Annotated in this window: 17 protein-coding genes; 10 read left to right on the top strand and 7 right to left on the bottom strand. The window is 70.8% G+C overall.

The features are described 5' to 3' along the window. The first annotated feature begins 16 nt into the window (after window positions 1–16). From Ssi02_RS12270 to Ssi02_RS12260, 3 genes are all read left to right on the top strand, one after another. Window positions 17–757 (top strand): M50 family metallopeptidase, encoded by a 741-nt coding sequence (locus Ssi02_RS12270; RefSeq protein ID WP_204024968.1) that lies wholly within the window; start codon window positions 17–19, stop codon window positions 755–757. 21 nt (window positions 758–778) lie between these two features. Beyond that, a complete protein-coding gene (locus Ssi02_RS12265; RefSeq protein ID WP_204024966.1) occupies window positions 779–1,147 on the top strand; it encodes a MarR family transcriptional regulator in 369 nt (122 codons plus the stop codon). A gap of 69 nt (window positions 1,148–1,216) precedes the next feature. Next, window positions 1,217–2,431: an esterase-like activity of phytase family protein gene (locus Ssi02_RS12260; protein WP_204024964.1), complete on the top strand. Its 1,215-nt coding sequence runs from the start codon at window positions 1,217–1,219 to the stop codon at window positions 2,429–2,431. A gap of 94 nt (window positions 2,432–2,525) precedes the next feature. Here the strand turns inward: Ssi02_RS12260 and Ssi02_RS12255 are convergent, their stop codons facing one another. Next, the gene (locus tag Ssi02_RS12255; RefSeq protein WP_204024962.1) at window positions 2,526–2,945 is read right to left on the bottom strand and encodes a phage holin family protein; all 420 of its coding nucleotides are present in this window, start codon (window positions 2,943–2,945) and stop codon (window positions 2,526–2,528) included. A gap of 108 nt (window positions 2,946–3,053) precedes the next feature. Continuing rightward, complete coding sequence (locus Ssi02_RS12250; protein ID WP_204024960.1) at window positions 3,054–4,847, bottom strand: thiamine pyrophosphate-requiring protein; 1,794 nt, start codon at window positions 4,845–4,847, stop codon at window positions 3,054–3,056. A 477-nt stretch (window positions 4,848–5,324) separates the two neighbouring features. On the opposite strand from Ssi02_RS12250, the gene Ssi02_RS12245 reads away from it, so the two are divergent. The 5 genes from Ssi02_RS12245 to Ssi02_RS12225 all read left to right on the top strand — a co-directional run bounded on the left by Ssi02_RS12245 (window position 5,325) and on the right by Ssi02_RS12225 (window position 13,625). Then, the gene (locus Ssi02_RS12245) at window positions 5,325–6,539 is read left to right on the top strand and encodes a hypothetical protein (RefSeq protein WP_204024952.1); all 1,215 of its coding nucleotides are present in this window, start codon (window positions 5,325–5,327) and stop codon (window positions 6,537–6,539) included. Window positions 6,540–6,808: 269 nt separating this feature from the next. Next, window positions 6,809–8,302 carry a helix-turn-helix domain-containing protein gene (locus Ssi02_RS38675; protein ID WP_239128843.1) on the top strand — a complete coding sequence of 498 codons (1,494 nt, stop codon included), beginning with the start codon at window positions 6,809–6,811 and terminating at the stop codon, window positions 8,300–8,302. 229 nt (window positions 8,303–8,531) lie between these two features. Then, window positions 8,532–11,501: a coiled-coil domain-containing protein gene (locus Ssi02_RS12235; RefSeq protein ID WP_239128842.1), complete on the top strand. Its 2,970-nt coding sequence runs from the start codon at window positions 8,532–8,534 to the stop codon at window positions 11,499–11,501. A gap of 73 nt (window positions 11,502–11,574) precedes the next feature. Then, window positions 11,575–12,879, top strand: coding sequence for a threonine/serine exporter family protein (locus Ssi02_RS12230; protein WP_204024950.1), 1,305 nt, complete (start codon window positions 11,575–11,577; stop codon window positions 12,877–12,879). Between the two features lie 92 nt (window positions 12,880–12,971). Further along, window positions 12,972–13,625, top strand: a complete 654-nt coding sequence (locus tag Ssi02_RS12225; RefSeq protein ID WP_204024942.1) for a hydrolase — start codon at window positions 12,972–12,974, stop codon at window positions 13,623–13,625. Window positions 13,626–13,628: 3 nt separating this feature from the next. On the opposite strand, the gene Ssi02_RS12220 is transcribed toward Ssi02_RS12225, so the two are convergent. Together Ssi02_RS12220 and Ssi02_RS12215 are read right to left on the bottom strand one after the other, a co-directional pair. Next, window positions 13,629–18,380, bottom strand: a complete 4,752-nt coding sequence (locus tag Ssi02_RS12220; RefSeq protein ID WP_204024940.1) for an AAA family ATPase — start codon at window positions 18,378–18,380, stop codon at window positions 13,629–13,631. A gap of 25 nt (window positions 18,381–18,405) precedes the next feature. Continuing rightward, entirely contained in the window at window positions 18,406–19,545 is a 1,140-nt protein-coding gene (locus Ssi02_RS12215; protein WP_204024938.1) for an exonuclease SbcCD subunit D, read from the bottom strand. 239 nt (window positions 19,546–19,784) lie between these two features. Here Ssi02_RS12215 and Ssi02_RS12210 point away from each other — a divergent pair, with 239 nt between their 5' ends. Continuing rightward, a complete protein-coding gene (locus tag Ssi02_RS12210) occupies window positions 19,785–21,209 on the top strand; it encodes an alpha/beta hydrolase family protein (protein WP_239128841.1) in 1,425 nt (474 codons plus the stop codon). Window positions 21,210–21,226: 17 nt separating this feature from the next. On the opposite strand, the gene Ssi02_RS12205 is transcribed toward Ssi02_RS12210, so the two are convergent. Both Ssi02_RS12205 and Ssi02_RS12200 read right to left on the bottom strand, forming a co-directional pair. Further along, window positions 21,227–22,339 (bottom strand): DUF5685 family protein, encoded by a 1,113-nt coding sequence (locus Ssi02_RS12205; protein WP_204024935.1) that lies wholly within the window; start codon window positions 22,337–22,339, stop codon window positions 21,227–21,229. A gap of 481 nt (window positions 22,340–22,820) precedes the next feature. Beyond that, complete coding sequence (locus Ssi02_RS12200) at window positions 22,821–23,804, bottom strand: alpha/beta hydrolase (protein WP_204024933.1); 984 nt, start codon at window positions 23,802–23,804, stop codon at window positions 22,821–22,823. A 99-nt stretch (window positions 23,805–23,903) separates the two neighbouring features. On the opposite strand from Ssi02_RS12200, the gene Ssi02_RS12195 reads away from it, so the two are divergent. Next, complete coding sequence (locus Ssi02_RS12195; RefSeq protein ID WP_204024931.1) at window positions 23,904–24,422, top strand: hypothetical protein; 519 nt, start codon at window positions 23,904–23,906, stop codon at window positions 24,420–24,422. A 51-nt stretch (window positions 24,423–24,473) separates the two neighbouring features. On the opposite strand, the gene Ssi02_RS12190 is transcribed toward Ssi02_RS12195, so the two are convergent. Continuing rightward, window positions 24,474–25,324 (bottom strand): enolase C-terminal domain-like protein (locus Ssi02_RS12190; RefSeq protein WP_204024929.1); only part of this gene is annotated, 851 nt, incomplete at its 5' end.

Here is a 25,324-nt window from a genome sequence, read left to right as displayed (position 1 = left end):
GGCAGAGTTGAAGATGATGAAAGCAGTCACTCCGGTCGTGACCGACTTCCTGGCAGACCTGACCACTCCCCAGCCCATGCCGTCGTGGTGGATCGTCCTGTTGTCGGCGGGCGTGGCCCTTGTGGTCGTGTGGCAATCGACGGCATGGCAGATGTCGCGAGGGCTGATCACGATCGCGCACGAGGGTGGCCACGCGCTGGCGGCCCTGCTGACGCGACGCAAACTGGAAGGCATCCGGCTGCATTCGGACACCTCCGGGGTCACCTTGACGCGGGGGCGGCCCAGCGGGCCCGGCATGATTTTCACCGCTTTAGCGGGATATATCGCGCCGTCCTTGTTGGGGTTGGCGGGGGCGGGGCTGGTCTCCGCCGGATATGTCACCATTCTCATCTGGAGCATGCTGCTGTTGCTGGCCTGCATGCTGCTGATGATCCGCAACCTGTTCGGGGTCGCCATCCTGGTGGCCGTGGGGGGCGGGCTGCTGGTGCTGTCCATCTATGCTCCGCCGGAGATCCAGGCGGTCACCGCCCACGCTTCCGTGTGGTTTCTGCTGCTTGGCGGGATCAGGCCTATTTTGGAGCTTCGCCGGAAACGGCGTCGTCAGCGCACTCCCGACTCCGATGCCGATCAGCTCGCCCGCCTCACTCTTCTTCCGGCGGGCTTCTATATCGCGTATTTCCTGCTAGTCGCGGGGGCCTCGTTGTTGTTTGGGGCTTATCTGATGGTGCCGCTGGACCTTTCGGATCTGCTGGGCTGACGCCCGTCCTGCTCGGGGCGGTTGATCCGCCCCGAGCTCTTCTCGCTGGCGCCGCGCCACCTCTCCCTGCTCGCCTACCTGCTGTTCGACGGCCCGATGACCGTCAACGACCTCGCCGCCCGGCTCCGGATCGCCCCCACCACGGCGAGCCTGCTAATCGGCGACCTGAGCCGGCAGGGCATCCTGGAACGACGTGAGGACGAGGCGGACCGGCGACGGCGCATCATCGCCATCGCGGCCGGCCAGCAGCCCGCGATCAGCGCCTGGCTCGCCCCCGGCGCCGCCGCCTGGCGCAAGGTGCTGGGGCCGCTGACACCGGACCAGCGGCAGATGTTCGTCGACACACTCCTCGCCTACGAGGCCGCGGTCGTCGAAGAGGACAGGGAGTGAGGAGCTCCAACCCCTATCTCCGCAAGATCCCCAAATGTCGGTTGATCAAAAACCTTAGGCTCACCCGGCATGAAACATGCCTTGCTAGCCGCCGGTGTCACCGCCCTGATCCTCGGCCTGGCCACCCCCGCCACAGCCGAGCCCCATCCCGCAGAACCGGCCCGCGGCACCGATGGGTATGGCCAGGCCACCCTTACCGGATTCGCCTCGCTCGCCGCCGAGACCTTCGTGCCCGACAGTGAGCCCTCGGGCGCCCTGCTCGGCGCAAACCCCATCAACGGCCTCACCCTGCCCTTCCCCAACCAGCCGGTACAGGGCTTCAGCGGCATCGTGCCCCGGGGCGGCGGCGTCTACGACATGTTGTCCGACAACGGCTACGGCAGGAAGAACAACAGCGCCGACTTCCTGCTACGGGTCCACCGCGTCAAGGCCGACCTGAGCACCGGCCAGGGCAACGTCCTCGGCGGCTTCAACCTGACCGACCCCAACGGGCACATCACGTTCCCCCTCACCCGTGAGGACCGCACTCTGACCGGCGCCGACATTGACGTGGAGTCGATCCTGCGCGCCGCCGACGGCACCTACTGGATGGGCGACGAATTCGGCCCCTTCCTGCTGCACTTCTCCCCCACCGGCGAACTGCTGTCGCCACCCGTCCCCCTGCCCGGCGTCCAGGCCCCGGAGAACCCGCTCCTCAACGGCGCCCAGCCCAACCTCGGCAGCAGCAAAGGCTTCGAAGGCATAGCACGCTCGGTGAAGGGCAGGCACATCTACCCTCTCCTTGAGGGCACGGTCACGGGTGACCCCGCCGGCACCCTGCGCCTCTACGAATACGACCTCCGCAAGCGGACCTACACCGACAAACGCTGGACCTACCGGCTGGACGCCCCCCGGCACTCCATCGGCGACGCCGTAGCCGTCGACCGGCACCGCTTCCTGATCATCGAACGCGACGGCCGCCAGGGCGACGCCGCCGCGGTCAAGAAGGTCTACCTCGCCGACACCCGCGACCGCGACGCCGACGGCCTCATGGACAAGACCCTCGTCGCCGACCTGCTCAACATCGCCAACCCCCACGGCCTGGGCGGCTTGGGCGAGACCTTCCGCTTCCCCTTCGAAACCATCGAGAACCTCGCCATCCTCGACAACCACACCCTGATCATCGCGAACGACAACAACCTCCCGTTCTCCTCCGGCCGCACCCCCGGCAAGCCCGACAACAACGAGTTCATCACCATCAAACTCACACGCTCCCTCAACGCAGACCCCCGCGTAATCCGCTAACCCACAGGGCCCCGGCCTCCTCTCCGCTTATGCCGTACGGCAAAGCCCCGATCACCGAGCGAATCGGCGGGCGGGCCCCTCAGCGGGCCCGCCGTCAGCGGGTCTCGGCTTTGACTCGCTGTACGGCTTCGGCGGCGTCGGTGGCCTGTTGTTTCATCTGCGAGACCGCGCGTTTGGCGAAGAGCCCCGCACCGCGCAGTTGGCGCAGTGCCAATAGCGTCAGGGTGGTGCTCGCGGTCAGGTAACCGGTTACCAGGAGGAGTTCGGCGCGGCGCTGAGGCATCACCGATTCGAGCGCGTGCAGCATGGCGATCGAACCCGCGTGCAGTCCCAGCAGGCCGAGGAGGCCACCCGCGGCCAGGAGGCCGGCGCCGACGCCCACGCGCTGCAGGTCGCCCGTCAAGTCGGCGCGAACCCGCGCGATCTCCTGGCGTACCAGTTCCGTCGCGTCGGCCGCCAGCCGAGCCGTGGCGTCTTCCCGGGCACTGGCCGGATCGGAGTGTTTTGCGGCCATGTTTGGCCTCCTCCACATTTGACATGGTGCTTGTGGCCACCGCAAGTCACGCAACCGCGCCACCCGATCCCACTCTTGGCGGTCCGGGAACGTATTCCACTGATGGCGTTAGTCGCGCCAGGGCAGGCCTTCGTATAGCTCGGCGAGTTTCTGGCGGAAGCTCTTAATTGCGATGCCTGCCCTTTCCGGGTCGCGCAGCGTCGCCTTGGCGGTCTTCTTCGCCTGTTCGTACATGATGTGCGGCGGCATCGGGGCGACCTCCGGGTCTACCTTGAACTCGAGGACGACCGGCCCCCTGGCCGCGAAGGCCCGGTCCCAGGCGTCCCCGACCTCGTCCGGGTTGTCGCAGTAGATGCCGGTGAGGCCGAGCAGTTCGGCCCACTTGTGGTAGGGCACATCTGGGATGTCCTGCGAGCCGCGGAACTTCGGGTCGCCCGCCATCGCCCGCTGTTCCCAGGTGACCTGGTTGAGGTCCTGGTTGTTGAATATGCAGAAGATGAGCGGCGAACGGCTGAGCCGATCCGCGTAGCGTTTCACGGTGATCATCTCGTTGAGGCCGTTCATCTGGAACGCGCCGTCCCCGATGAAGGCGATGACCGGCCGATCCGGATAGGCGAACTTGGCGGAGATCGCGTATGGCGTGCCCGGGCCCATGGTCGCGAGTGTGCCGGACAGCGATGCCTGCATTCCCTCCCTGAGGCGGATCTGGCGCGCCCACCAGGTGGTTGAGGAGCCTGTGTCGGCGGCGAGGATCGCACCGTCGGGCAGCCGGTCCGACAACTCCCAGGCGACCAGTTGCGGGTTGAGCAAGTCGTACCTCTGGTGTGCCCGGTGCTCCACGATCCGCCACCATTCGCGGACGTTCGACTCGATCTCCTCCCGCCAGGACCGGTCGTCCTTGCGCTTCAGCAGGGGGATGAGCGCCCGCAGCGTCTCCTTGGCGTCCCCGACCAGGTGCGCCTCCACGGGGTACCGTACGCCGATCATCCGTCCGTCGATGTCGATCTCGACCCCGCGGGCCTGGCCTTCCTCCGGCAACCATTCCGCGTACGGGAAGCTGGTGCCGATCATGAAGAGGGTGTCGCAGTTCATCATCATGTCGTCGCTGGCCTTGGAGCCGAGCAGTCCGATGGGCCCGGTGACGAACGGCAGGTCGTCGGGAAGCACATGGCGGCCGAGCAGCGCCTTGGCCACTCCGGCGCCGAGCAGTTCGGCCACTTCGGTCACCTCGGCGACGGCTCCGGCGGCGCCCTGGCCGATGAGCATGGCGACCTTATGGCCGGCGTTGAGTATGTCGGCGGCCTTGTGTAGTTCCTCCTCATTGGGGAGGATCCGGGGCCTGGCCCAGCCGACGCTGGAGTACACGGCGCCGTGCTCCTTGGGGGGCGAGGGTTCGGCCGGTGACTCCTGCACGTCCTCCGGCACGATGATCGTGGCGACCCCGCGTGTGGTCAGCGCGGTTTTCAGCGCCCGGTCCACCAGATGGCGGGCCTGTGCCGGAATCATGCAGACCTCGACGTACTCGGAGACGTCCTTGAACAGGGTGACCAGGTCTACTTCCTGCTGATAGTGCGCCCCCAGCGACATGCGCTTCTGCTGGCCGACGATGGCGAGAACCGGCTGGTGGTCGAGCTTGGCGTCGTATAGGCCGTTGAGCAGGTGGATGGCTCCCGGTCCCGAGGTGGCGATGCAGCATCCCACCTCGCCGGTGAACTTGGCGTGCGCGCACGCCATGAACGCCGCCATCTCCTCGTGCCGCGTCTGGATGAACTCCGGATCGCCGGCCGCGCGATCGTAGGCGCCGAGGAAACCGTTGATACCGTCCCCCGGATAGCCGTACACCCGGTGAATGCCCCACTGGGTCAGGCGGTGCAGGATGTAGTCGCTCACTTGTTCGGTCATGGAGTCCTCCCAGGAGCTTCGCCTCCTTTCCGGCGGTCGTGATCGGCCTGGCCGGACCGAGGCGCTCTGGACTGGGCTACCCGCCAGGTAACTGCGCATTACACGACAAGTGTGTAAATATCTCTCATATTTGCCCTATGGCACCCAGCAGGAGGCTCGACCTTCCGGAACCTGTCGAATCTTTGCCATATCACCCAAACCCCGACTTGCGTGCCTGCCGGCAACACACCGAAGGGCAATCGACCGGCGCCCACCGCCACTCAGGGGTCAGAAAGTTCGCCGAGAATACTGGCATATGCACATCGGAGCCCAACGGCGTACGGCAAAGCACACGATTCCAAGCACCCCCGAATACACGAACAGCAGCAAACGGGCATAAACCCTTAAACAGCACTCTCGTGCCCAAGACTGTGGTCGAATCCGCCGGACCGTGGAGGCGGGATCGAAGTGTCGGTCGCAGGCCCTACCGTAGTGCGCGTGCCCGAGACCAACCACGAGATCACGCTGGACTCCGCGCTGACCGATGAGGCGGTGCTGGCGACCTACCGTCGCATGTTCGCCGCGCTCGCGCGAGACAGTGGGGCGGTCGTCGACGATCCGGCTCTTGTCGACATCGCAGAGACGCTGTTCGCCGCCTTCGCCGAGGCAGGTGAGGAGTGGCTCACGCATGAGCAGATGCGGCATGCCTGCCGGGCCTATCCGGGTGATCTGTTCGACAACCGGTTGCGGGTGTTGAAGGGGCTTGGGGCGATCCGGGAGGTGTTTCCCAAGCCCAACCAGTTGCGTTACCGGGCGTCGTTCACGAGTGTGGTCGGGCTGATGTTCATCCGCCGCATGATGGACGACGGCGGTCAGTCTGAGATGCACCGGCTGCTGGCCCTTGAGGATCTCAACGTGGCCGATCCTCGCACGACGATGGAGCAGGCCGAGCAGAGTGCGCGCAATCTGTCGCGGGCGTTCCGGTTGTGGGCGTTGGAGCTGGTGACGCTCACCACGGGCACGATTGAGGAGTTGCGGGAGCAGGCGCCCAAGTTGTGGGGCACCGAGGAGATCGCGCGGCGGGCGCAGAGTCTGCACGCCACGATCCTCACCCGCTGGCCCGAGCTCGACCGGGTGTGCACTGAGTTGCGGGCCGCCATCTATGCATATAGCGACGCCTCGCGGCGTGCGGCCGGCCGGCTGGCCGACTCGGCGGGGACGACGCGCAATCTGACGCTGCTCCCGGCCGAGACGTGGCGCACGTTCGCTCAGACTGCGCCGCGGGACAAGCTCGCCTCCGTGCTCGACGGTTTCGTGTTCGACGCGCCCGCCCCGTGGCACGACCCGGCGGCGATCGTGCGTGCGGTTGACGAGAGTCCACGTCCCGCCCCCGCGCAGCCCACTCCCCCACGCTCGGATCTGCCCGACGACGGCCCGGCCGATTCCCTGGAGGAGTCGGGTTCTGCCGCTCTCACCCGGCTCACCGGGGTGGCCGAGGCCGCTCTGGCGGGTGCCGACAGCGTCGAGCTCCACCGCCTGCTCGGCGACGCCCGCGAGTGGGTGGCGGCCCGCCGGGTGCTGGCCGACCTGACGTCGGTCGACCTGCGCCCGGAGCTTCCGTTCCGGCTCGAGTGGTCCGACGTCCTCACCGCCGACCCGGACGGCGAGCCGGTGTGGCTCTCCCACGGCTCCCTGACGAGGTCCGGCGAATGAGCGCTCACGAGGCCGGCGACCAGGTCCCCGGCGACGCCGGCCGACCGGCCCCTGTGCCCGAGTCGGAGGCCGAGGACAGACAGCCTGGCAAGGCCACCGCCCCCTCGGGCCGCAAGAAGCGCCGAGCAACCACCGTTAAGGACAAACCGACAACCACAGCGGCAGGTAGCCCCTCCGAGGGCCCAACAAGCGCCCTCCCGACCACTCCGAGCAACGAGGGTGATCCACCGCCGACGAACAGGGTTCCAGCGGAGGAGCTCACGGACCCCATGCCCGCCACCGGAGAGACCTCCACGGCGGACGGCGACTCCAGGCCCCCTGTCTCCGGTCACCCAGGCGAGCCCGCCGACGCCCCAGGCAGGGCCGCGGACGATCCGGGCGAGCCCGCCAAAACCAAAACCCCACACCACGCGGGGGCGATGCCCTCGCCCAAGGTGCATGTGCAGGTGCAGGCGATGGGGCCGGGCGAAGCGGCGCCTGAAAGCACGGCGGGACCGGATAGGTCCGCCAAAACCCCACGCAGACTGGGGACGATGCCGTCGCCCGAGGCGCATGTGCGGGTGCGGGCGATGGGGCCGTTGCCGTTGGGGCCCGGGGAGGCCGCGCCCGAAGGGATGACGCGCCTTGCCTACGGCGACACGACGGGCGTCGGGCTGCCCGTGTGGCCTGACGGCGCGACACCCAGCCTGCTGCTCGAATACCAGGTCAATCCCGTCGCGGTCGAGCGTTCCGGGGAGGCCAGGCGGGTGCTGGCCGCCTGTCTGAAGTGTTGCTGGACCGATCAGACTGCCGATCCGTGGCCGGGTGAGGCGGCGCCGGTGGGGCTGGTGCTCGATACCTACCGGGCGTTGATCGGGCGCACGGACGACCTCATGCGCAACTGGGCGGTCGGGGCGTTGCGCCGTCTGCACGACTCGGCGTGGGTCGTGCTCACCGATGGGATCGTGCGGCTTGGGCCCCGTTGTGCGACTTGGCGGCCCGAGACCTATGCCCAGTTGGCGGAGTTGGTGCGCCGGCTGCCCGAGGCCGGTGAGGCCGACGTGGCGGTCAGGGAGCCGCTGGTGGACGACGCACGTCTCGTGGAGGCCGTGCCGGCGGTGGGCGGGGCCGTGGCCGAGCCCGCGGGGGCCGACGATCTCGGGGACTTGCTTGAGGCGTTCGACGAGAAGCGCCGGGCCGAGTTGGTGGCGGCGTTCATGGCGGTCGAGCATGCCGCCGAGCCCGTGCACGAGGGGCGTTTCGCCGCGTTGCGCGATCCGATGTCGCGTAAGGCGCTCGCCGAGTTGCTGGCGCGGCGGGGCAGGGTGCTGGTGCAGCGGCGTGAGATGTGGACGTCGGGATATGACGACGCGACGGCGGCCAGGGTGGGCTCGTCGCTCGGGGAGGGTGAGCGGGCGGTGCTGGCCCTGGTGCTCGTGCACTCGGTGGCGATCCCCCGGGCCGACGGTGTCCTCGGCGAGGATACGTGGCTTTCGCCGTACCCCGCGCCGATCGAGGAGTTGCGGCGGCACACGCAGATTCCCATCGGGGAGCTTGAGGCGGCGTTGCGCAGATTGCGGCATGCCGGGCTGGTGACGCAGGTGAAGGCGGGTGAGGACGCGGGCGGCTATGTGCCGGGTCCGCAGTTCCACCGTCTCACCCCGGCGGCCCGCCGTCGGCTCCAGGAGGAGCTCATCCTCGCCGCCGGTCCGCACACCCCGCTCGCGTTAGCCGTCCGCGCCAGGCGCGGCGACCGCGACACACGCACTGGGGAGCATCCGTGACCCCGCCACCTGGGGCGCTCTTCCCGAGGGAGGGGCGTACGGCGAAGGCCTCCGTGGCGAGAAGCGGGATCTGGCCACCCGCACGGTTGACCGAGAGCCGTAAGGCTGCGTGCTCGCGACACACGCTTGAGGAACAAGACACACGAACGCAAGACCTGCCCACCCGCCCCGCCAGGGTGCGAGTGGTGATCGACATGGCACAGTTCAGCACACTATTCGGGGAGAAAAAGTGACCACCGCCGACCAGACCGACAACGTCGTCGGAGACCGGGTGCTGGTGGCCGTGCAGGCGGTCAATGTCTCGCGGTTGTCCACGCATGTGGTGCCGCTGGTGCCGGGCACGCTTGTCGTGGTGGCGGGGGCGGGGCCGAAGGACTCCAATGGGGCGGGTAAGTCCTCCTTCATCGCGTCTATCACCGCGTTGCTCGGTGATGAGCAGTGGCGGTTCGCGTCGGGGGCCAAGGCCGTGTCGGAGTTGTTGTTCAACGCCGAGCTGGCGGCGGGGGCGGGGGGCAAGCAGTGGGCCAGTGCCTCGCACGGTTACATCGTGGGCGTGTTCGGGGCGACGGGGCGGCTCGATCCGATGACGGTGTGGTTGCGGATCAATCAGGAGGCCCCGCACCTGGAGATCCGGTGGACTCCGGGGGTGCATGTGGCATCGGGCGACTCGGAGGCCGAGCGGGTGGCGCGGGCCGACGAGCGGTGGGCGGTGTTGCCGCGGTCGGCGGGCAAGCGGGACGTGGTGGCGCGTGACCTGACGCGGGTGCTCTACGGCGGCCGGGTGCGGTGTGTGTCGTTCCTGTCGACCTCGGTGCGCACGAAGGTGGCGACGAACCTTTTGTCGCAGCCGCTCAACGAGATCGCGCCGGAGCGGGTGTTCGAGGCGATCGCCGCGTTGACGGGGCTTGACTCCGAGCTTGATCAGGAGCGGGAGGCGCGCCGCGACGAATACGCCAAGCGGGTGGGGGCGGCGCGGGCGGCTGAGCATTTGCGGGAGTTCGAGGCGGAGTCGGGGGCGTTGCTCGACACGTTCGACCGGCGGGACAGGGCGCGGGTGCGGCTGGCGGACGCGTTGCGCTGCTGGCGGGGAAGGCTGGCGCGGCGGCTGGCGGACGCGGCGGGCCGGGACGAGCGGCTGGCGGAGGAGGGGGAGCGTTTTCAGGCGGCGGCTGAGACCGCCGCCGAGGCGGTGGCCGCGGTCAAGGCCGAGGTGGCGCAGCTGAAGGACGACACGCTCGACCGCGCCCTCGCCGAGGCGCGGGGTTCGTTGACGTCCTTGCAGGCCCGGGCGGCCCGGCTGGACGCCGATCGGGCGGTGGCGGAGAACTCCGCGGACGAGTTGCGGGGTGCGATCCCGGCGCTTGAGGAGGTGCGGAGGTTCGCCGACGGCAGGGACGTGCCGGGGGCCGAGCGTGAGGTGGCTGCGGCGCGGTCGCGGCTGGACGCGGCGTTGAAGGCGCTCGGGGTGGCCGACCGGGAGGTGGAGGACGCGGCGGCGGCGCTGGACGACGCCGAGGGCGGTCCGGCCGCCGGGCAGCTCCGGGCGCTGGCGGAGGCCGGGGTGCACGCCTCAGGGCTGCTCGACGCGCTCGACGTGGCGGAGCAGGCCCGGGGCGCGGTTCAGGCGCGGGGATGGCCGCAGGAGCACGCGGTCGTGGTGGACGCCGCCGACCTGGCCGCGGCGTCGGCGGCGCTGGCGGGCCTGCCGGGGTCGGTGCTGGTGAGCGCGGCGGGTGTGAGCGTCACGGGGGCGTTCGACGCGGTGCCGACGGGGCGTGAGGCGCGGGTGAAGGCGGCAGAGCAGCGGCTGCACCGGGCACGCGACGCTCAGGAGGAGGCCGCGGTGGGGGTGCGCGCGGCCGAAGAGCAACTGGCGGAGGCCGGGCGGCGGCTGGAGGGGGCGCGGGCGGCGGTGCGGCTCGGCGAGCTGGAGACCAGGCTGGCGGAGCGGCGGCAGCGGCTCGCCGAGTTGACCCGGGCGCTGACGGAGATCACGCCGAAGGTCGCCGAGGCGGAGCGCCGGGTCGGCTCGCTCGACTTCCGGGCCCGCACCCGCGACATGTCGATCGAGCGGCTCGACGGCAGGCGGGCCCGCTGCGAGGGGGAGCGCGCCCAGGCGGTGGCGGGAGCGGCCCGGGTGGCGGCGGAGCGGGAGGCGCTGGCGCTGCCCACGTTGATCTCGGAATGGGGTGACAGCGCCGGCAGCGCCAAGGAGTGGCTGGAGGCGCTGGGCGACGAGCGCACGCTGACGGCCGAGGAGTGGTGGCGGGCGGCCGAACGCCACTTCGATCACGCGTTGCGCGACACGTTCCCGGGCGAGGACGACGAGATGCCGGAGGAGCTGGCGTTCCTCCTCTCGGAGCGCACGGGGCGCACGTCGCGTGAGCAGGCCACGTTCTCGGCGGTGTGCTCGGTGCTGGCGGCCTATCTGCGCGCGCAGGAGGAATACGAGCGGCATCAGCGGCGCCAGATCGAGGCGCAGCTCGTCACGCGCCGCCGTGACCTCGCGGTGGCCGAGACCGGCGCCGAGGACGCGGCGCAGTCGACCGCGGTGCACCGCGCCACGCTGACCGCCGCCATCAAGGCGAGGCTGACGCGGGTGGCCGAGGAGTTCGACCGGCTCGACCTGGCTTACGGGGGTTACGGCGCGACTCTTGACTTCCCGGTTCCGCCCGCGCCGGCCGATCCCGAGCAGCGCTGGTCGTGGAAGGTCGTGCCGAAGTGGCGGCGGGGTGAGGGGCAGGGCTTCGTGCCGTACAACCGGCGGGCCAACACCGCTCTGATGGACGAGAAGGCGGTCAAGCTGGTGTGCTCGGCGGCCATCGCGTCGTCGGGCGGCGGCCATCTGTGCCTGGTCCTGGACGAGCTCGGGCGCAACCTCGGCAAGGAGCACAGACGCGAGGCGGTGGCGCTGTTCCGCCGCATCGGCGAGACCTACGGCATCACCGTCATCGGCGCGCTTCAAGACGACATGGAGCCCTATGCGATCGACGCCTGCGGCCAATATGTGAAGCTGCGCCGCTCGTCGGACGCCATGCCCTACAACGAGCCGCCTGTGATCATCGGGCACGACGTGCACGCCGAGCGTGTGCGCACACTGGCCGCCTTCATCGACCGCCGAGGAGCCGCAGCGGAGCCGGAGCCCGAGCTCCGCCGCGGAGCCGCACAGGAGCCCGAGCCGGAGCCGGACGATGAGTGAGATACGCGGCACAGCCCCTTGATCCCCCAGGCCGCGAGGCACGTGATGTATGCCGTTACCATCACAGGGGCCAATGAGTACAAACACCACCGATCTGGACGAACGCGACACCTATCGCGCCATGGGCCTGGCCCTGCGCATAGGTGAGTTGCTGCTGGGCAGCGGTGAGGCGACCGAGAGCGCCTCGGAGGCGATGCGCCGCGTCACCGCGACCTACGGCCTGCGCAAGTGCGAGGCCGACGTCAACCTGTCGAACATCAGCATCTCCTACATCCCCGACGGTGATCGCGCTCCCATAACCGCCGAGCGGCGCGTACGGCGGCGCCAGCCCGACTACGACCGCCTGATCGCGGTCAACTCCCTGGTGCGGGAGATCAACGCGGGCGGCATGCCGCTGCCGGACGCCGCGGCCCGGCTGCGGGAGATCACCCGCAGGGTCGGGGTCTACCCGAGCTGGGTGATCGTCACGAGCCTCGCGCTCATCGCCGCCGCGGCCAGCACGCTGGTGGGCGGCGGGCCGATCGTGGCGGTGGCGGCGTTCGTGGCCACCGTGCTGGGTGACCGTACCGGCGCCTGGCTGGCCCGCCGGGGTGTCGCGGAGTTCTTCCAGCTGGTCGTGGCGGCGCTGATCGGCACGCTGGTGGCGATCGGGCTGATCTGGCAGAAGGTGCCGGTGGAGGCCTCCGCCGTCGTCGTCGGCGCGGTGGTCGCGCTGCTGCCGGGGCGCGCGCTGGTGGCCTGTGTGCAGGACGGCATCGCCGGGGAATATGTCACTTCGGCGGGACGTCTGACCGAGGTCGTCTTCATCATGGTGGGCATCGTGTCCGGCATCGGCACCGCGATCAGCCTGGGCATCCGCCTCGGGGTGCCGGTGACCGTGGACGACGTGCCGGTCGCGCCGCTGTCGCTCGAGGCGCCGCAACTGCTCGGCGCGACCGCGGTCAGCCTGACGTTCGCGATCGCCCTGCACGTCCCCCCGCGTCACGTGTTGCCGGGTGCCCTGGGCGGCGGGCTGATCTGGACCGCCTATGTCCTGCTCTCGGAGGCGGAGTTCCCGCCGATCCTCGCGACCGCGGTCGCGTCCGCCGTCATCGGCCTGCTGTGTACGGCTTACGCCAAGCTGGTCAAGATCCCCGCCATGGTGCTCGTGGTGCCCGCGATCGGCCCGCTGCTCCCCGGTTCCCTGCTTTACCGCGGCATGCTCGACGTCAGCCTGGGCGACCTGTCGAGCGGCACCTTCCAGCTGGTGCAGGCGGTCTCCACGGCGCTGGCCGTCGGCGCCGGGGTCATCCTGGGCGCGGAGATCCTGCGCGCGTTCAGCAGCAGGCGCCTGGCCCGCCGCATCCGCCCCGCCTCACGGCGCACCCGCGGGTATTGAGGGCCTCCGCCAACTCCGATGTCCTGGTCAAGTCGCCCATATCGGTGACCGCGCCGGGTAGGTGACGGTGACCGAGCACCAGGGAGACGGCCATGACGAGTTCAGCGAGACGTGATCCCTCAACCGATCACCTGCTCGCACCGGGCAACGCGGCGCTGATTCTGATCGACTACCAGCCGCCGCAGGTCTACACCTCGGCCTCGATCGAGCGCGGCACGCTGGTGCGGAACGTGGTGGCCCTCACGAAGACGGCCCTGCTCCACGAGCTGCCGATCATCCTGTCCACCGTGAACGTCGAGACGGGGCGGAACAAGCCCACGATCCCGCAACTGCGCGACGTCGTGCCGGACATCCCCGAACTCGACCGGACCTCCATCAACGCGTGGGAGGACGCCGATTTCGTCGAGGCGGTGAAGGCCACCGGGCGCACCAAGCTGCTCATGGCGGCGCTCTGGACGGAGGCGTGCCTGCTCTTCCCGACTCTCGACGCACTGCGCGAGGGGTTCGAGGTCTACCCCGTGACCGACGCCGTCGGCGGCACCTCCCGGGAGGCCCACCACTCGGCGCTGGCCCGGATGTTCCAGGCCGGGGCCAGGCCGACGACATGGAACTCCGTGGCGTGCGAGTTGCAGCGCGACTGGAACCGTGAGGAGACGGTGCCGGGGTTCCTTGGGAACTTCATCGACCACGGCGTGAGTCCCGGCTGGTATTTCACCCTGGAGGCGGGGCTGGACGCGCGGAGCTGACCTCTAGCCGGGTCTCAGGTCGCCCATTGCCCGGACGCTGGAACCGGCAGGGGTTTTCACAATCCGCAGCCGATGGGGAATGCGGTTGCGCAATTCCGCGACGTGGCTGACGACCCCCACCACACGCCCGCCGTCGCGCAGACCGTCGAGAATGTCGAGCACGCCGTCCAGCGTCTCGTCGTCCAACGTGCCGAAGCCCTCGTCCACGAAGAGCGCGCCCATCTCGGCCCCGCCCGCCTCCATGGTGACGACGTCGGCCAGGCCGAGAGCGAGGGCCAGGGAGGTGATGAACGCCTCCCCTCCGGACAGCGTCGCGGGGGCGCGGTCGACACCCGTCCAGCCGTCGACGACGCTCAGGCCGAGGCCGCCGCCCGAGCGCGAACGGCTGCCGGCGGTTCTCGCCATGTCCTGACGGAGCATGTAGCGGCCCCCCGACATGTGGTCCAGGCGCTCGTTCGCGAACGCGACCACCTGGCTGAGCCGTTCGCCCAGCACATAGGCGGTGAGGCTCATCCGCCACCGGTTGTCGGTGGCGGTGCCGGCCGTCAGGGCGGCGAGGCTCTCGCTGAGGCGGTGCCGCTCGGCGGCGGGGCGCCACCGCTCAAGGGCCGCCACGAGCTCGCCGTGCAGGGCGGCGAGGCGGTCCCGGGTGCGGCCCGCACGGTCGGACGCCGAGGCCAGCCGGGTCGCGACGCCCTCCGCATCGTCGCGGTGGGCCATCAGGGCGGGCAGGTCGGGAGCCGGGCCCGCGGCCGCGGCGGCGAGGTCGGGGTCGTCGAGGAGCCGGGCGACCGCCGTGCGTTCCGCGTGGAAGGCGCGCAGCCGCGCGGCCATCTCCTGTTGCGCTTGCGGATCGCGGTATGCGTCCTTCACATCGGCGAGATCGGCGAAGCCGTGCTCGGCGGCAGCCCGCGCGGCCCGCTCGACCGCCGCCACGTGCTCGGCGGCAGCCGTACGCGCCGCCGTGCCCGCCTCGCTCGCCTCCCGCAGCAGCTCGGCCTCGACCCCGAGCCGCTCGACACGCACGGCCAGGGTCGCGTCGCCGCCGCGCGCCCGGTCGATGCGCGCCGCCGAACGCTCCGCCTCCGCCGTGAGCTCGGCGGCGCGGGTGCGGCATTCGGCCAGCGCCAGCGCGACCCGCTCCGCGCGGTCGCGCAGGGCCGCGGCCTCCTTGCCCACCTCGTCCAGTGCGGCGGCGGACCCAGGCTCTTTCGCCGCATGTGCGGTCAGGGCGGCGACGATCCGGTTGATGCGCTCTAGGAGCTCCTGGGAAGATCCCTCCACATTGGGGGGATATGCACCTGCCGCTTCGTCCGTGTCCCAGGAGAGCACCTCGGCCACCGCCTCGCCGTCCACGCAGATCGATGCGAGGGCCGCGACCGCCTCCGCGTGCCGCACGGCGAGCGCGGACGTGCGGGTGAGGGCCTCATGGGCTCCGGCGAGGCGATCCGCCTCCTCCGTCAGACGGGCACGCCGCGCGGCGAGGTCGGCGTCGCCGCCGCGCGCCCGATCGAGCCGGAGGCCGAGCCTCTCCCGCTCTCCGGCGAGCTCGCCGTGCCTGGCCTTCTCCTCGGCCAGCGCACGATCACACTCGTGCGCCTCGTCACGCACCCTCTCCACCTCGGCGGAGAGCCGCCGCGCCTCGGTTTCCAGGGATCCCACTCGTTCGGCGTCCGCCGCGACGGCGGTCAGATGTTCCTCCGCCGCCGCCAGTGCCGCCTCCGCCTCGGCGACCGTCATCCCCTGGGCCGCGAGCATCGCCTGGTCGAGGCGCTCCGAGAGCACGGCGTGCGCCTGCTCGGCCGCTTGACGCTCGGCGACCGCCCCGTCGTAGAGGACACGCGCGGCCTCCTCGTCCTCTCCCGTGGGGACGGTTTCCGCCTCCGCCGCGGCGGGCGCGGGGTGCTCCGCCGACCCGCACACCGCACACGGCGCACCCGGCACAAGATCACGTGCAAGCTCGGCCGCCATGCCGTCGAGCCGCGCCTGCCGGAGGTCCTGCAACTGCTCACGCAGCTCCTGCGCCCGCTCAACCGCCTCCAGCCGCTCCCCCGCGGCCTCCTCAAGCTCCCCGAGGAGCAGTTCCCTGCGCTCAGCCGCCACGAGTACGGCGTGAGCCCCGTCCTTGGCCGCCTCCGCCCCCGGCAGCCCCGCCGCGCGCTCCTGAGCCTCCGCCAGCCGCGCGAACGCGTCGTCGGCCAATCCCGGCAACTCCGCCGCCCGCGAGGCGACCTCCACCGCGCGCTCGTCCAAGGCGGCCAGCACCCCCTCGGCTGCCGCCAGAAGCCGCCCGACCTCGCTCAACCGGTCCTCGTCGGCCCGCATCCCCGCGAGCACCGCCAGCTCCGCCCGCCACACCCGCTCCGCCTCGGCCAGCCGCTCCCCCACCCGCTCAACCGGCGCGACCGGGCCGTCCACCGGCACACCGAGCAGCCCGGCCAGGGCGCCCTCGGCCTCCTCCACATCGATCGGAGGCCCGGCCACGAGACTGCCACCGGCCTCACCCGGCGCGACATCGCGAGCGTGCTCCGCGCCAGGCGAGGCGCCGCCCGCCAGGAGAGTCCGTGCGGAGTGCCTCAAAGACTCATCCGCGGGGCCATCGCCCGCCTCAGCCGATGCGGGCGGCACGGCACCGGAGGCGCCGACCTCGGCGGCCTCGTCCGCGGCGGTCCCGCCGATCGTGGGCGCGGCGCGACTGCCCAGGTTCTCGGGGAGACCGGCCAGGTGGGCCCGAGCCGTGCCCACGGCCGCCGTGAGCTCGCTCATGAGGGTGTCGCGGTGGCGCAGGGCGTCGAGCCGGGAGGCCACGCTCGTGCGGAGGGATCGGGCCGCGGGCACGCGGGCGCCGGCGAGGCGGGCCTCGGCCAGGCGGGTCTCGGCCGCCTCCAGCCGGGCGGGCAGCGCCGCCGTCAGGGCCGCGGTGCCGGCGCGCTCCTCCTCCAGCTCGTCGTGGCGGGCGGCGAGCCGGCCCAGGTCGCCCCGCACCTCGGTCAGCCGCACCTCCTCGGCGCGCAGCTCGGCCAGCCTGGTGATCTCGTCCCGGCGCTCCCGCTCGGCCGCGGCGAGGGTCTCCGGGGCGACCACATCCCGCTGAGACGAGGAATATGGCGAAGCACCCTTCGCCGGGTGAGACGCCTCGGAGCCGTCGACCACCGGCCGAAGGGCTTCCGGCGTCGCGTGAGTGGCTTCGGGGCTGTCGCCCACCGGCCAAAGAGCCCCCGAGCCCGCCAGGCGAGGCACCTCGGAGCTGCCGGTCACCGCCCAAGGGGCTTCCGAGACCGCCGTGAGAGAAGTTCCGGAGCTGTCGGTCACCGGCCGCCGGGCCCCTGGGTCCGCCGAGCCGGTGGTCTCCGGCAGCAGTGGCAGGGCTCGGGAGGCGGCGTCGGCGGCGAAGGCCCCGGATTTCAGGGCCGTCTGCGCCCGTTGCTCCGCCACCTCGATCAACGGTGACACCCGGTCGGCGCGGGCCGCCTCGGCGAGGATGATCTCCAGATCGGCCTGTTCTTCTGCGGTCTCCTCTAAGGCCCTGAGGCGGACGGTCGCGTCGGCGTGCCGGCGCCGGAGTTCGGCCAGGGCGACCGCCTCTTCGTAGGCCGTGCGTGTCTCCTGGGCCCGCGTGGTCGCCGCCGTGTGGGCCGCCCGGGCGCTCTCGACCGCCGCGACGGCCGACCGCAGGAGCATGTCCGCCCATGGCAGCGGATCGTCCTCGGGAGACGGGCGCTCGGCGTCACCCTCCCGGGGCTCAGGGACAACCGCGGATACCACATCCGGACGGCCGAATCCGGCCGCTATCCCACCTGGCCGCTCCTCGTCCGGGGTGAAGGCGGCATCAGGAGCGTCGCCCGCCTGACCATGAGCTCCGGACCGACCCACGACCGATGCAGAGTGAACCCCGCCAAGGCCGGCCTCCGGTGGAGCGATCTGACCGTGGACTCCGGACCGGCCCACGTCCGGCGCGGAGGCGACCCCGCCAAGGCCGGCCTGGCCGTGACCCTGCCCCGCGGGCGAAGCGGAGGCGGCCACCCTCTCGGACGGCTGATCAAAGCCGGCTGTGCCGTGCGCAAGCTCGTGTAGTGCCGGGAGTTCGCCCGCGACCTCGGCGAGGCGTTCGAGAACGAGGTCGAGTTCCTGGCGGAGGGTCTGGGCCTCGCGGCCGGCCAGGGTGCGGCGTTCGGCGAGCCACTTCTCGGCGTGGGCGAATGCCTTGACGGAGAACAGGCGCTCAAGCAGGCGCCGTCTGTCGTCGCCATCGGATCTCAGGAACTTCGCGAAGTCGCCCTGAGGGAGCATCGCGACCTGCCAGAACTGCTCGGAGTTCATGCCGAGCAGCTCGCCGACGAGGTGTCCCGCCTCGTCGAGCCTGGTGGTGAGGGCGCGGACGGCGCCGCCGGGGAGGAGTTCCTCGACGAGGACCTTGGGCTTCTCCTCGATCGTGCCGGTGCCGCGGAGTTTGGCGCGGTGCCACGACGGAGAGCGGGTGAGGCGCAGCCTGCGGCCGCGGAGGGTGACCTCCAGGGTGACCTTGGGCGGGCGGCCCTCGGGGGCGTGGTCGCAGCGCAGGCTGCGGGCGCTGTCACGCTGGCCTGGCACTCTGCCGTACAAAGCGAAGCAGACGGCGTCGAGGACGGTGGTCTTGCCGGCGCCGGTCGGGCCGTGGATGAGGAACAGGCCGGCCTGCCCGAGGGTGTCGAAGTCGACCCGCTCGGTGCCGGGGAACGAGCCGAAGGCGGTGAGGGTCAGCAGGTGAGGGCGCATCGGCGCGCACCTCCCTCGGGGCGACTCACCGGGCGGCCTCCTCTTTGCGGAACGCCTCGACCGCCGCGCGGATGAGGCCGGTCTCGGCCTCGTCGGCGGGCTCGCCGCGCACCTCGCGGACGAAGTCGAGGGCCACGTCGATCTCGGGGCGGGACTGTGTGCGGGGGGCACGGGGCTGGGGAACCTCGCCGCCCTCGGGCTCGAAGGACAGGGCGAGGGTGTGGGGGAAGCGCCCGCGGAGGCGCTCCATCGCGGCGCGGGGGCGCACGGGGTCGGTGAGCACCACGTGAAGCCAGTGGTCTTCGAGGTGGGAGTGGCTGCCGTCGGTGAGGAGATCGTCGAGCCGGCCGGCGAGGCGGGCTATCGGGCGGGGGACGGGGGCGGGGACGAACTCGGCGGACACGAACGCGCCGCCCTCGCCCGGCGTGCCGAGCTCCACCAGCCAGGTGCCCTTGACGTGGCCTTCCTCCGAGAAAGAATAGGCCAGCGGAGACCCGGAGTAACGCACGGTGGGGCTGACGCACTGGCGGCCGTGCAGGTGGCCGAGCGCGACGTAGTCGGCGCCGTGGAACACTTCGGCGGGCACGTGGGCGACTCCCCCGACGCTGATGTCGCGTTCGCTGTCGCTGGCGCTGCCGCCTGTGACGAAGGCGTGGGCCAGCACCACCGAGGGGCGGCGGTGGCGGGCGAGGTCGGCGCGCACGAGGGACATGGCGTGGCCGAGCGCCGCGGTGTGGCCGCGCTCGGTGAGGCCGAAGGTCTCCTTCACGAGGTCGGGCTCGAGGTAGGGGATGGCGTGGAAGGCGACGCCGCCCACCACGACGGGCTCGCCGACGGCGGCAGGGTCGGTGCGGATGTGCACGCCGGCGCGGTCGAGCGGCCCGGAGAGGAACCCGAGGCGGAGCGCGGAGTCGTGGTTGCCGCTGATCACGACGGTGGCGACGCCGAGCGCCGACAGGCGGCGCAGCGCCTCGTCGCACAGGGCGACGGCGTCGACGGGGGGCAGCGCGCGGTCATAGACGTCGCCGGAGATCACGACGGCGTCCACCGCCTCGGCGCGGACCGTCTCGACCAGATGGTCGACGAACGCGGCCTGGGCGTGGAGCAGACTCTCCTTGTGGAATGACCGGCCGAGGTGCCAGTCGGAGGTGTGCAGCACGCGCATTCGCACGAAGCTAACAGGTCCCACTGACACATGTGGCCCCATTGGCCACAGGCGCTATGGAGAAACCGGCGAGTACGCTGAAAGAGCGGGGGGCACACTTTCGACCAGTGGAGCCGTGCGCTCCCCGGCGCAGAGGAGGAAGTAAGACGTTCGGGGAACGATTCGGTCCGCTGACGGACCGGGGCAGGCTAGGGATAGCTGCTGGTTTGGTGTTGTTGATCCTTGCGACAGTTGGTTATGTGCTGCCACCGCGATTCGATCCGCCGCCGTTGCCGGGAGATCAGACTCTCGGGCCGATCCCGGCGCAGCCGGTGTCGGAGCTGCGGCCCGTCACCGCGCTGCAGCCGATCACCGTGCAACACCTGTCCGTGCCGGTGCGCGGGGGCATCTCTCTGGGGACGACTATCCGCGCCCCCAAGGCCCCGGGGCCGCACCCCGCACTGATCTTCGTGCAGGGGTCGGGGGCGGGCACCCGCGCCGACTTCGATGAGAAGGCCGAGTGGCTGGCGAAGGCCGGCCTCGTCACGCTCGTCTACGACAAGCGGACGGTCGGCTACAACTTCGAGAACCGCGACTTCGGCCTGCTGGCCGACGACGCCCTCCATATGGTCAGGACGCTTCACCAGCGGGCCGACGTCGACCGGGCGCGGACCGGCCTTTGGGGCGTGAGCGAGGGCACCTGGGTCACGCCCATCGCGGCCGACGCCAAGGACTCCGGGGTGGGGTTCATGGTGATGGTGTCGGCGCCCAACGTGTCACCGATGCGGCAGGTCGCCTGGGCGCTCGGGGAGCAGCTGCACCGCCTCTACGCGCCCCTCGGCGTGCGCGACCTGCTCACCCGCGCCATGGGGGCGATCGGCTTCCGCTTCCTCCGCTACGACGCCGCCCCGGCGCTGGCGGGGATCAAGCAGCCCGTCCTGGCGCTGTACGGCACCAACGACCCTTCCATCCCCTTCGTGGAGAGCACCCAGAACCTCCTGAAGGGCCTGAAGGCCGCCGGCAACGACGACTACACGATTCGTTTCCTCGAGGGCGCCGACCACGCCATGCGCATCCGCGGCGGCCCCTTCGCCCCCGCTTATCTGCCGACGCTGGTCAATTGGATCAAGGGCCTGCCGGGTACGGCGAAGCCCACGGTGCACATGGCGGGTGCGGAGGCCGTGCAACGCGTGGAGGCCACCGACGTGCCCGCCGCCCCCTGGTATGCCCGGGGAGCCGTCCTCAGCTTCACCCTGGGCCTGGCCGTCGTCGGCTATGTCGCAGCCCCCCTCGCCGAGATGGTGGTCCGGCTGCGCGGCCGCACCGGACGGGTCGCCACCGGCGCCATGGTGTGGCCGCCGATACGCCGCCGGCTCCGCCGTATGGCGTGGACAGGGGCGGGACTGCTGTTGTCGGTGATGGCGTTCATCACGCTGCTGGTGTTGTTCTCGATCAACCAGGCCGGCGCGTGGCCCGCCGTACTCTCCGGGTGGCTCGTGATCAGGGTGCTGGCGCTGCTGATGCTTGTGCAGGAGGTGACCGCGGTCTCGGCCGTCGTGACCGGCCTGCGGGAGGGCTGGCAGCCGACCCGGTGGCAGAAGACCGCGATCACCGGCGTGCTGGGAAGCACGGCGCTGCTGCTGGTGGCGGCGGGTTATTACGGGTTGTACGCGTTCCCCTGGTGACGTCCCGCCTCACCCCGTCAGTCGCAGCAGTTGCAATCGCAGCCACAGCAGTTGCAGCCCTCGCCGCACGCCGTGCAACCCTGCCAACACTGGCCGCAGGCGTCGCAGCCGGAGCAGTCGAACCGCTGAGCACATGAGTTCTCGCGTTCCTCGTCCCACGGTGCCCGGTAGAGGCCGCATGTGCAGCAGCTGACGGCGGCGCAGGCCATGGACAGCAGGCCGCCGGGGTCGCGGCGGCGGCGCTTGGTGTGCTTGGGGTCGTCCGGGCGTGTCTCGGGCGAGGCCATGGTGAATATGCGGGTGACCGAGCGGTCGAGTTCCTTGACCAGGAGGGCGCGCACGAGGCGGGGGTGCTCCAGGTCGAGTTCGCCGACGGCGAGGCGCAGGCCGAGAAGGGCGTCGTCGCAGTGGCGGCGGGCCTCGGTGAGGCCGGTGCCGGTCGCGGTCAGTGGGTTGTAGGCGCCGGCCGCGCGGTCGTCGGACAGGTCCTCGACGGCGTCGAGGATGTGGGCGAGCCGACCGAAGTAGCGGCCGATTTCGCGGAGTGCCTCCTGATTGTGGGGTTTGCCGGCCAGGAGGGCGGTGTGGGCGAAGGCCGCGGCGACGGCGCTTTCGGTGGGCGTGGTGACTTCGAGCAGGCCGAGCCCGCAGGAGCGTTCCAGGCGGGTCTGCTCCTCGACCGCGGCGGTCAGGTGGCCGGTGTCGAAGCCTACGGCGGCAGCCGTACGGTCACCCGCGCGCGACCAGCGGGCGGCGACGCGTTCGGCGGCGGCGGCCACGGTGCGGCGGCGGTAGGGGCCGTCGGCGTCGGCGATGTGGTCGCGGAGCTTGCCGGCGGCGAGCACGAGTGAGGTGGCGGCGGCGAGGCGCACCCCTTGGGAGGCGTCGGCGACGTCGGCGCCCTTGAAACCGCGCAGGGCGCAGGCGGCGGCGCGGCGGTGGGGGGACGTGGCGGGGGCTTGGGCCTCGGTGAGCACCGAGACCAGGAGGCCGTCGTAGTTGGTCACCAGACGCGACAGGTGGCCGTGTTCATCGCGTAAGGCCAGGCAGAGGCCACACAGGTGGGCCATCCACTCCTTGAACAGCCCGCCGCACATTCCATGGCGGCAGGGGCGAACGATCCCAAACAAGCGCCGCTCTCTCCTCTCGGGTCCTGGCTTCGAGTCCCGAATAGGGTCCCAGATCCCGAGATGTCGTGAGATATCCGATCTGCCGGGCGCTTTTCGCCGGCTCCCGTGCGCTCGGCTGCTGGTCCTGCCTGTCGCGGTCCTGGACTTCGACCACAGGTATGTCCTGCCGGCAGTGCCCTTCGCCTGCCTGGCCGCCGGCCTCGCCCTCACACCCTGCTCGCCACCCTGAAAGCACACCGAGCCTCACGACCCTCCGCAACGAGGTGACCGGTCACGTCCACGGAAGTGGTTTACGAAATTGACCTGGTCACAAGCGTGGCGATCGCGAAAACACAGACTCGGTGCGGCAGCAGAAGGGAACGTGCCGAGCCGCCGCCGGCAGCCATGAGAATAGGCGGCGAGCTTCGCGCTAAGTGGTCTCCATTGCCGGCACTCGGCCCGCTGGGATCACTCGGTCGACCTGGCGGCGGCGAGCTTCGCGCTAAGTGGTCTCCATTGCCGGGGGATGCGCCTGGGTGTCGGCGAATGTGGTCATCCAGCGGTCCATCTGGTCGAACACGCGTGCGCGCACCGGTTTGGCCGACAGGACCAGATCGTGGACGCCGTTGGGGATGCGGACGCACGTGACGTGGGGGCCGATGCTTGTCGACCAGAGGGCGATCTGGGCCGGATCCAGCACCACGTCGGCCTCCATCGCCTCGGGGGTGTACGCCGTCAGGCGTAACCCCTTGCTCGCGCACATCACCAGGACCGGCACGTCGACCGCCAGCCCGGCGTGCAGGCGGCGCTGGGCTCGGCGGATCGCGCCGATCCAGGTGGCGTGGACGGCGAAGCCTTCGATGGGTTTCCACTCGAGGTCGTAGGTCCACTCGCCGTGGTGGTCGGTGTGCAGGCTCATGCCATATGCAGTCGTGAGGACGATGGGCAGGACGGCCCGGACGGGGGCTCGGGCGACGCCGCGTTTGATGAGGTCGGCGAGGCCGCGCACGGGGGCTGGGACGTTGAGGTCGAGGAAGGGGCTGTTGAGGATGAGCGCCTGGACCCGGCCGCGGCCGCGCACGCGGTCGGCCCAGAGGGAGGCGACGAGGCCGCCTGTGGAGTGGGCGTTGAGGATCAGATGGTCGTTGCCGTCGAGCTCTCTGATGACGCGGACGGCCTCGTCCAGCTCGGGGAAATAGTCGGTGACGCTGCGCACCAGGCCGCGGGTCTGATGGGGGCGCAGCGACCTGCCGTATTTGCGCAGGTCTAACGCATAGAAGTTGATGCCTTTGGCGGTGAAGAAATCCGCCAGGTGCGTCTGGAAGAAGTAGTCGGTGAAACCGTGCAGATAAAGCACGGCCCGTCGTGAGCCGCCCGGGGCGCGCCGACGCACGAGCGTCGCCACGACCTCACCCTCGTCGTCGTCCTCCATCGGAAGCACTATCGCTTCATAACCGGGCCCAAGGATGTCCTCTTCCACCTGCATGCGGTGCAGCTTACGACCCGGGGGTGCCGCGCCACATCTGCCGTAAGGGCTACTCGCCTCCAAGGAAAATGCGTTCGCGAACCAGTATGAAAGGTCATCATGGATCGCATGCCGCGCACCACCGCACTCAACGTCCTCGCCTGTGTCGTCGCCCTCGCCTACGCGACGGCGACGGGGGTGGTGTCGTGGATGATGACCTTCGGCGGCGGCCATTTCACCGATGTTGTATACGGTTCGCTCCTGTCCATCCTGCTGGCGTTCCCCTTGTCCCTGGTGAACCTGGTCGTCTATCCGTGGGCGGCGGGCGCCCTCCCCGGTGAGGCGTGGAACGTTCTGCTCAACGCCTGGCCCGGGCTGGTGCAGGCTGCGGTCGTGGGACGGCTCCTCTGGCGGCCGAGCGGGCGGCCCCGGCTGTGGGCCGGAATGGGCGCCGCGGTGTTCGTCACGTTCCTGACCCTGGTGTCGGCCTGGGACCTGTTGGCCGGCCAGTGGCCTCCCCACCGGCCCTACGGGTGGTCGGTGCTGGTGTGCGGCATGCTGCAGGTCGCGGCCCTGGCGATACTCGTCACCCGGCTCATCGCCCGCGGGGGCCGTGCCGACCACTCGACATCCGGCTGACAGGCATGGCTCCGCCGTACGCACCGGCAACCTGAAGGCGCCGGACGGTCGTCACACCCGGAAGGAGTCCCTGGCCAGGCGGCGGAGGCGGTCCTCGTCGACGAGGTGGCCGAGGCCGGGCTGGGTGAAGGGCACCGCCACGACACCGCCGGAGGCGCCGACGGGCGGAGTGACGATCTGCGCGGCCTTCGGGGGCTGGGTGACGTCGCACGGCAGGGTGCAGCCGGGGAGGCTGGCCACGGCCACGGTGGCGGCTCTGGCCAGGCCGGTGCCCTGGCCGCCGGCGCAGACGATGTCCCACCCCGCGGCGACGGCGCGATCGTGCACCTGCCGTACCTCGTAAAGGCTCGCGAAGTCGGCCGGCCGCAGCAACAGTGCCCGCGCCGCGTGGGCCGTGGTCAGCTCGGCGATCTCCTGCAGGGAGTGCACCTCGACCACCACCGCGGCGGCGATGCGCTCCTGGAGGTCGGCGTGGGCACTGTGGTCGCCGGGGATGAAGGGGCGTTCGAGGGTGGTGATGCCATATGCATCGAAAGCGGCTAGCTGGTCGAGCTGGGCCGGCGTGTAGGCGGCCTGAGCGTCGACGGAGATCGCGAGTCCGGGGTAGGCCAGGCGCACCGCCCGCAGCGGCTCGACATCCCACCCAGGGGACACATCCAGGGTGACGTGCGCATATCCCCCGCACACGTGCCGGTTGACCCGGCTCACAAGGCTCTCCAGCGAACGTTCCGCCCCGATCCGCACCGTGGCGGTGAGAGAGGTGCGGGTCCCGCCGATCGCATGGGCCAGGGGCACCCCCTGCATACGAGCCCACAGATCCCAGCAGGCCATGTCGACGGCGGAGCCGCCGACCAGTGAACCCGTGACGGCGGAGCCGCCGACCAGTGAACCCGGAACGGCGG

The organism is Sinosporangium siamense (genome assembly GCF_016863435.1).
Lineage (GTDB): Bacteria > Actinomycetota > Actinomycetes > Streptosporangiales > Streptosporangiaceae > Sinosporangium > Sinosporangium siamense.
Note: the sequence above shows the minus strand (reverse complement) of the source record. Positions and strands in the feature narration are given on the sequence as shown.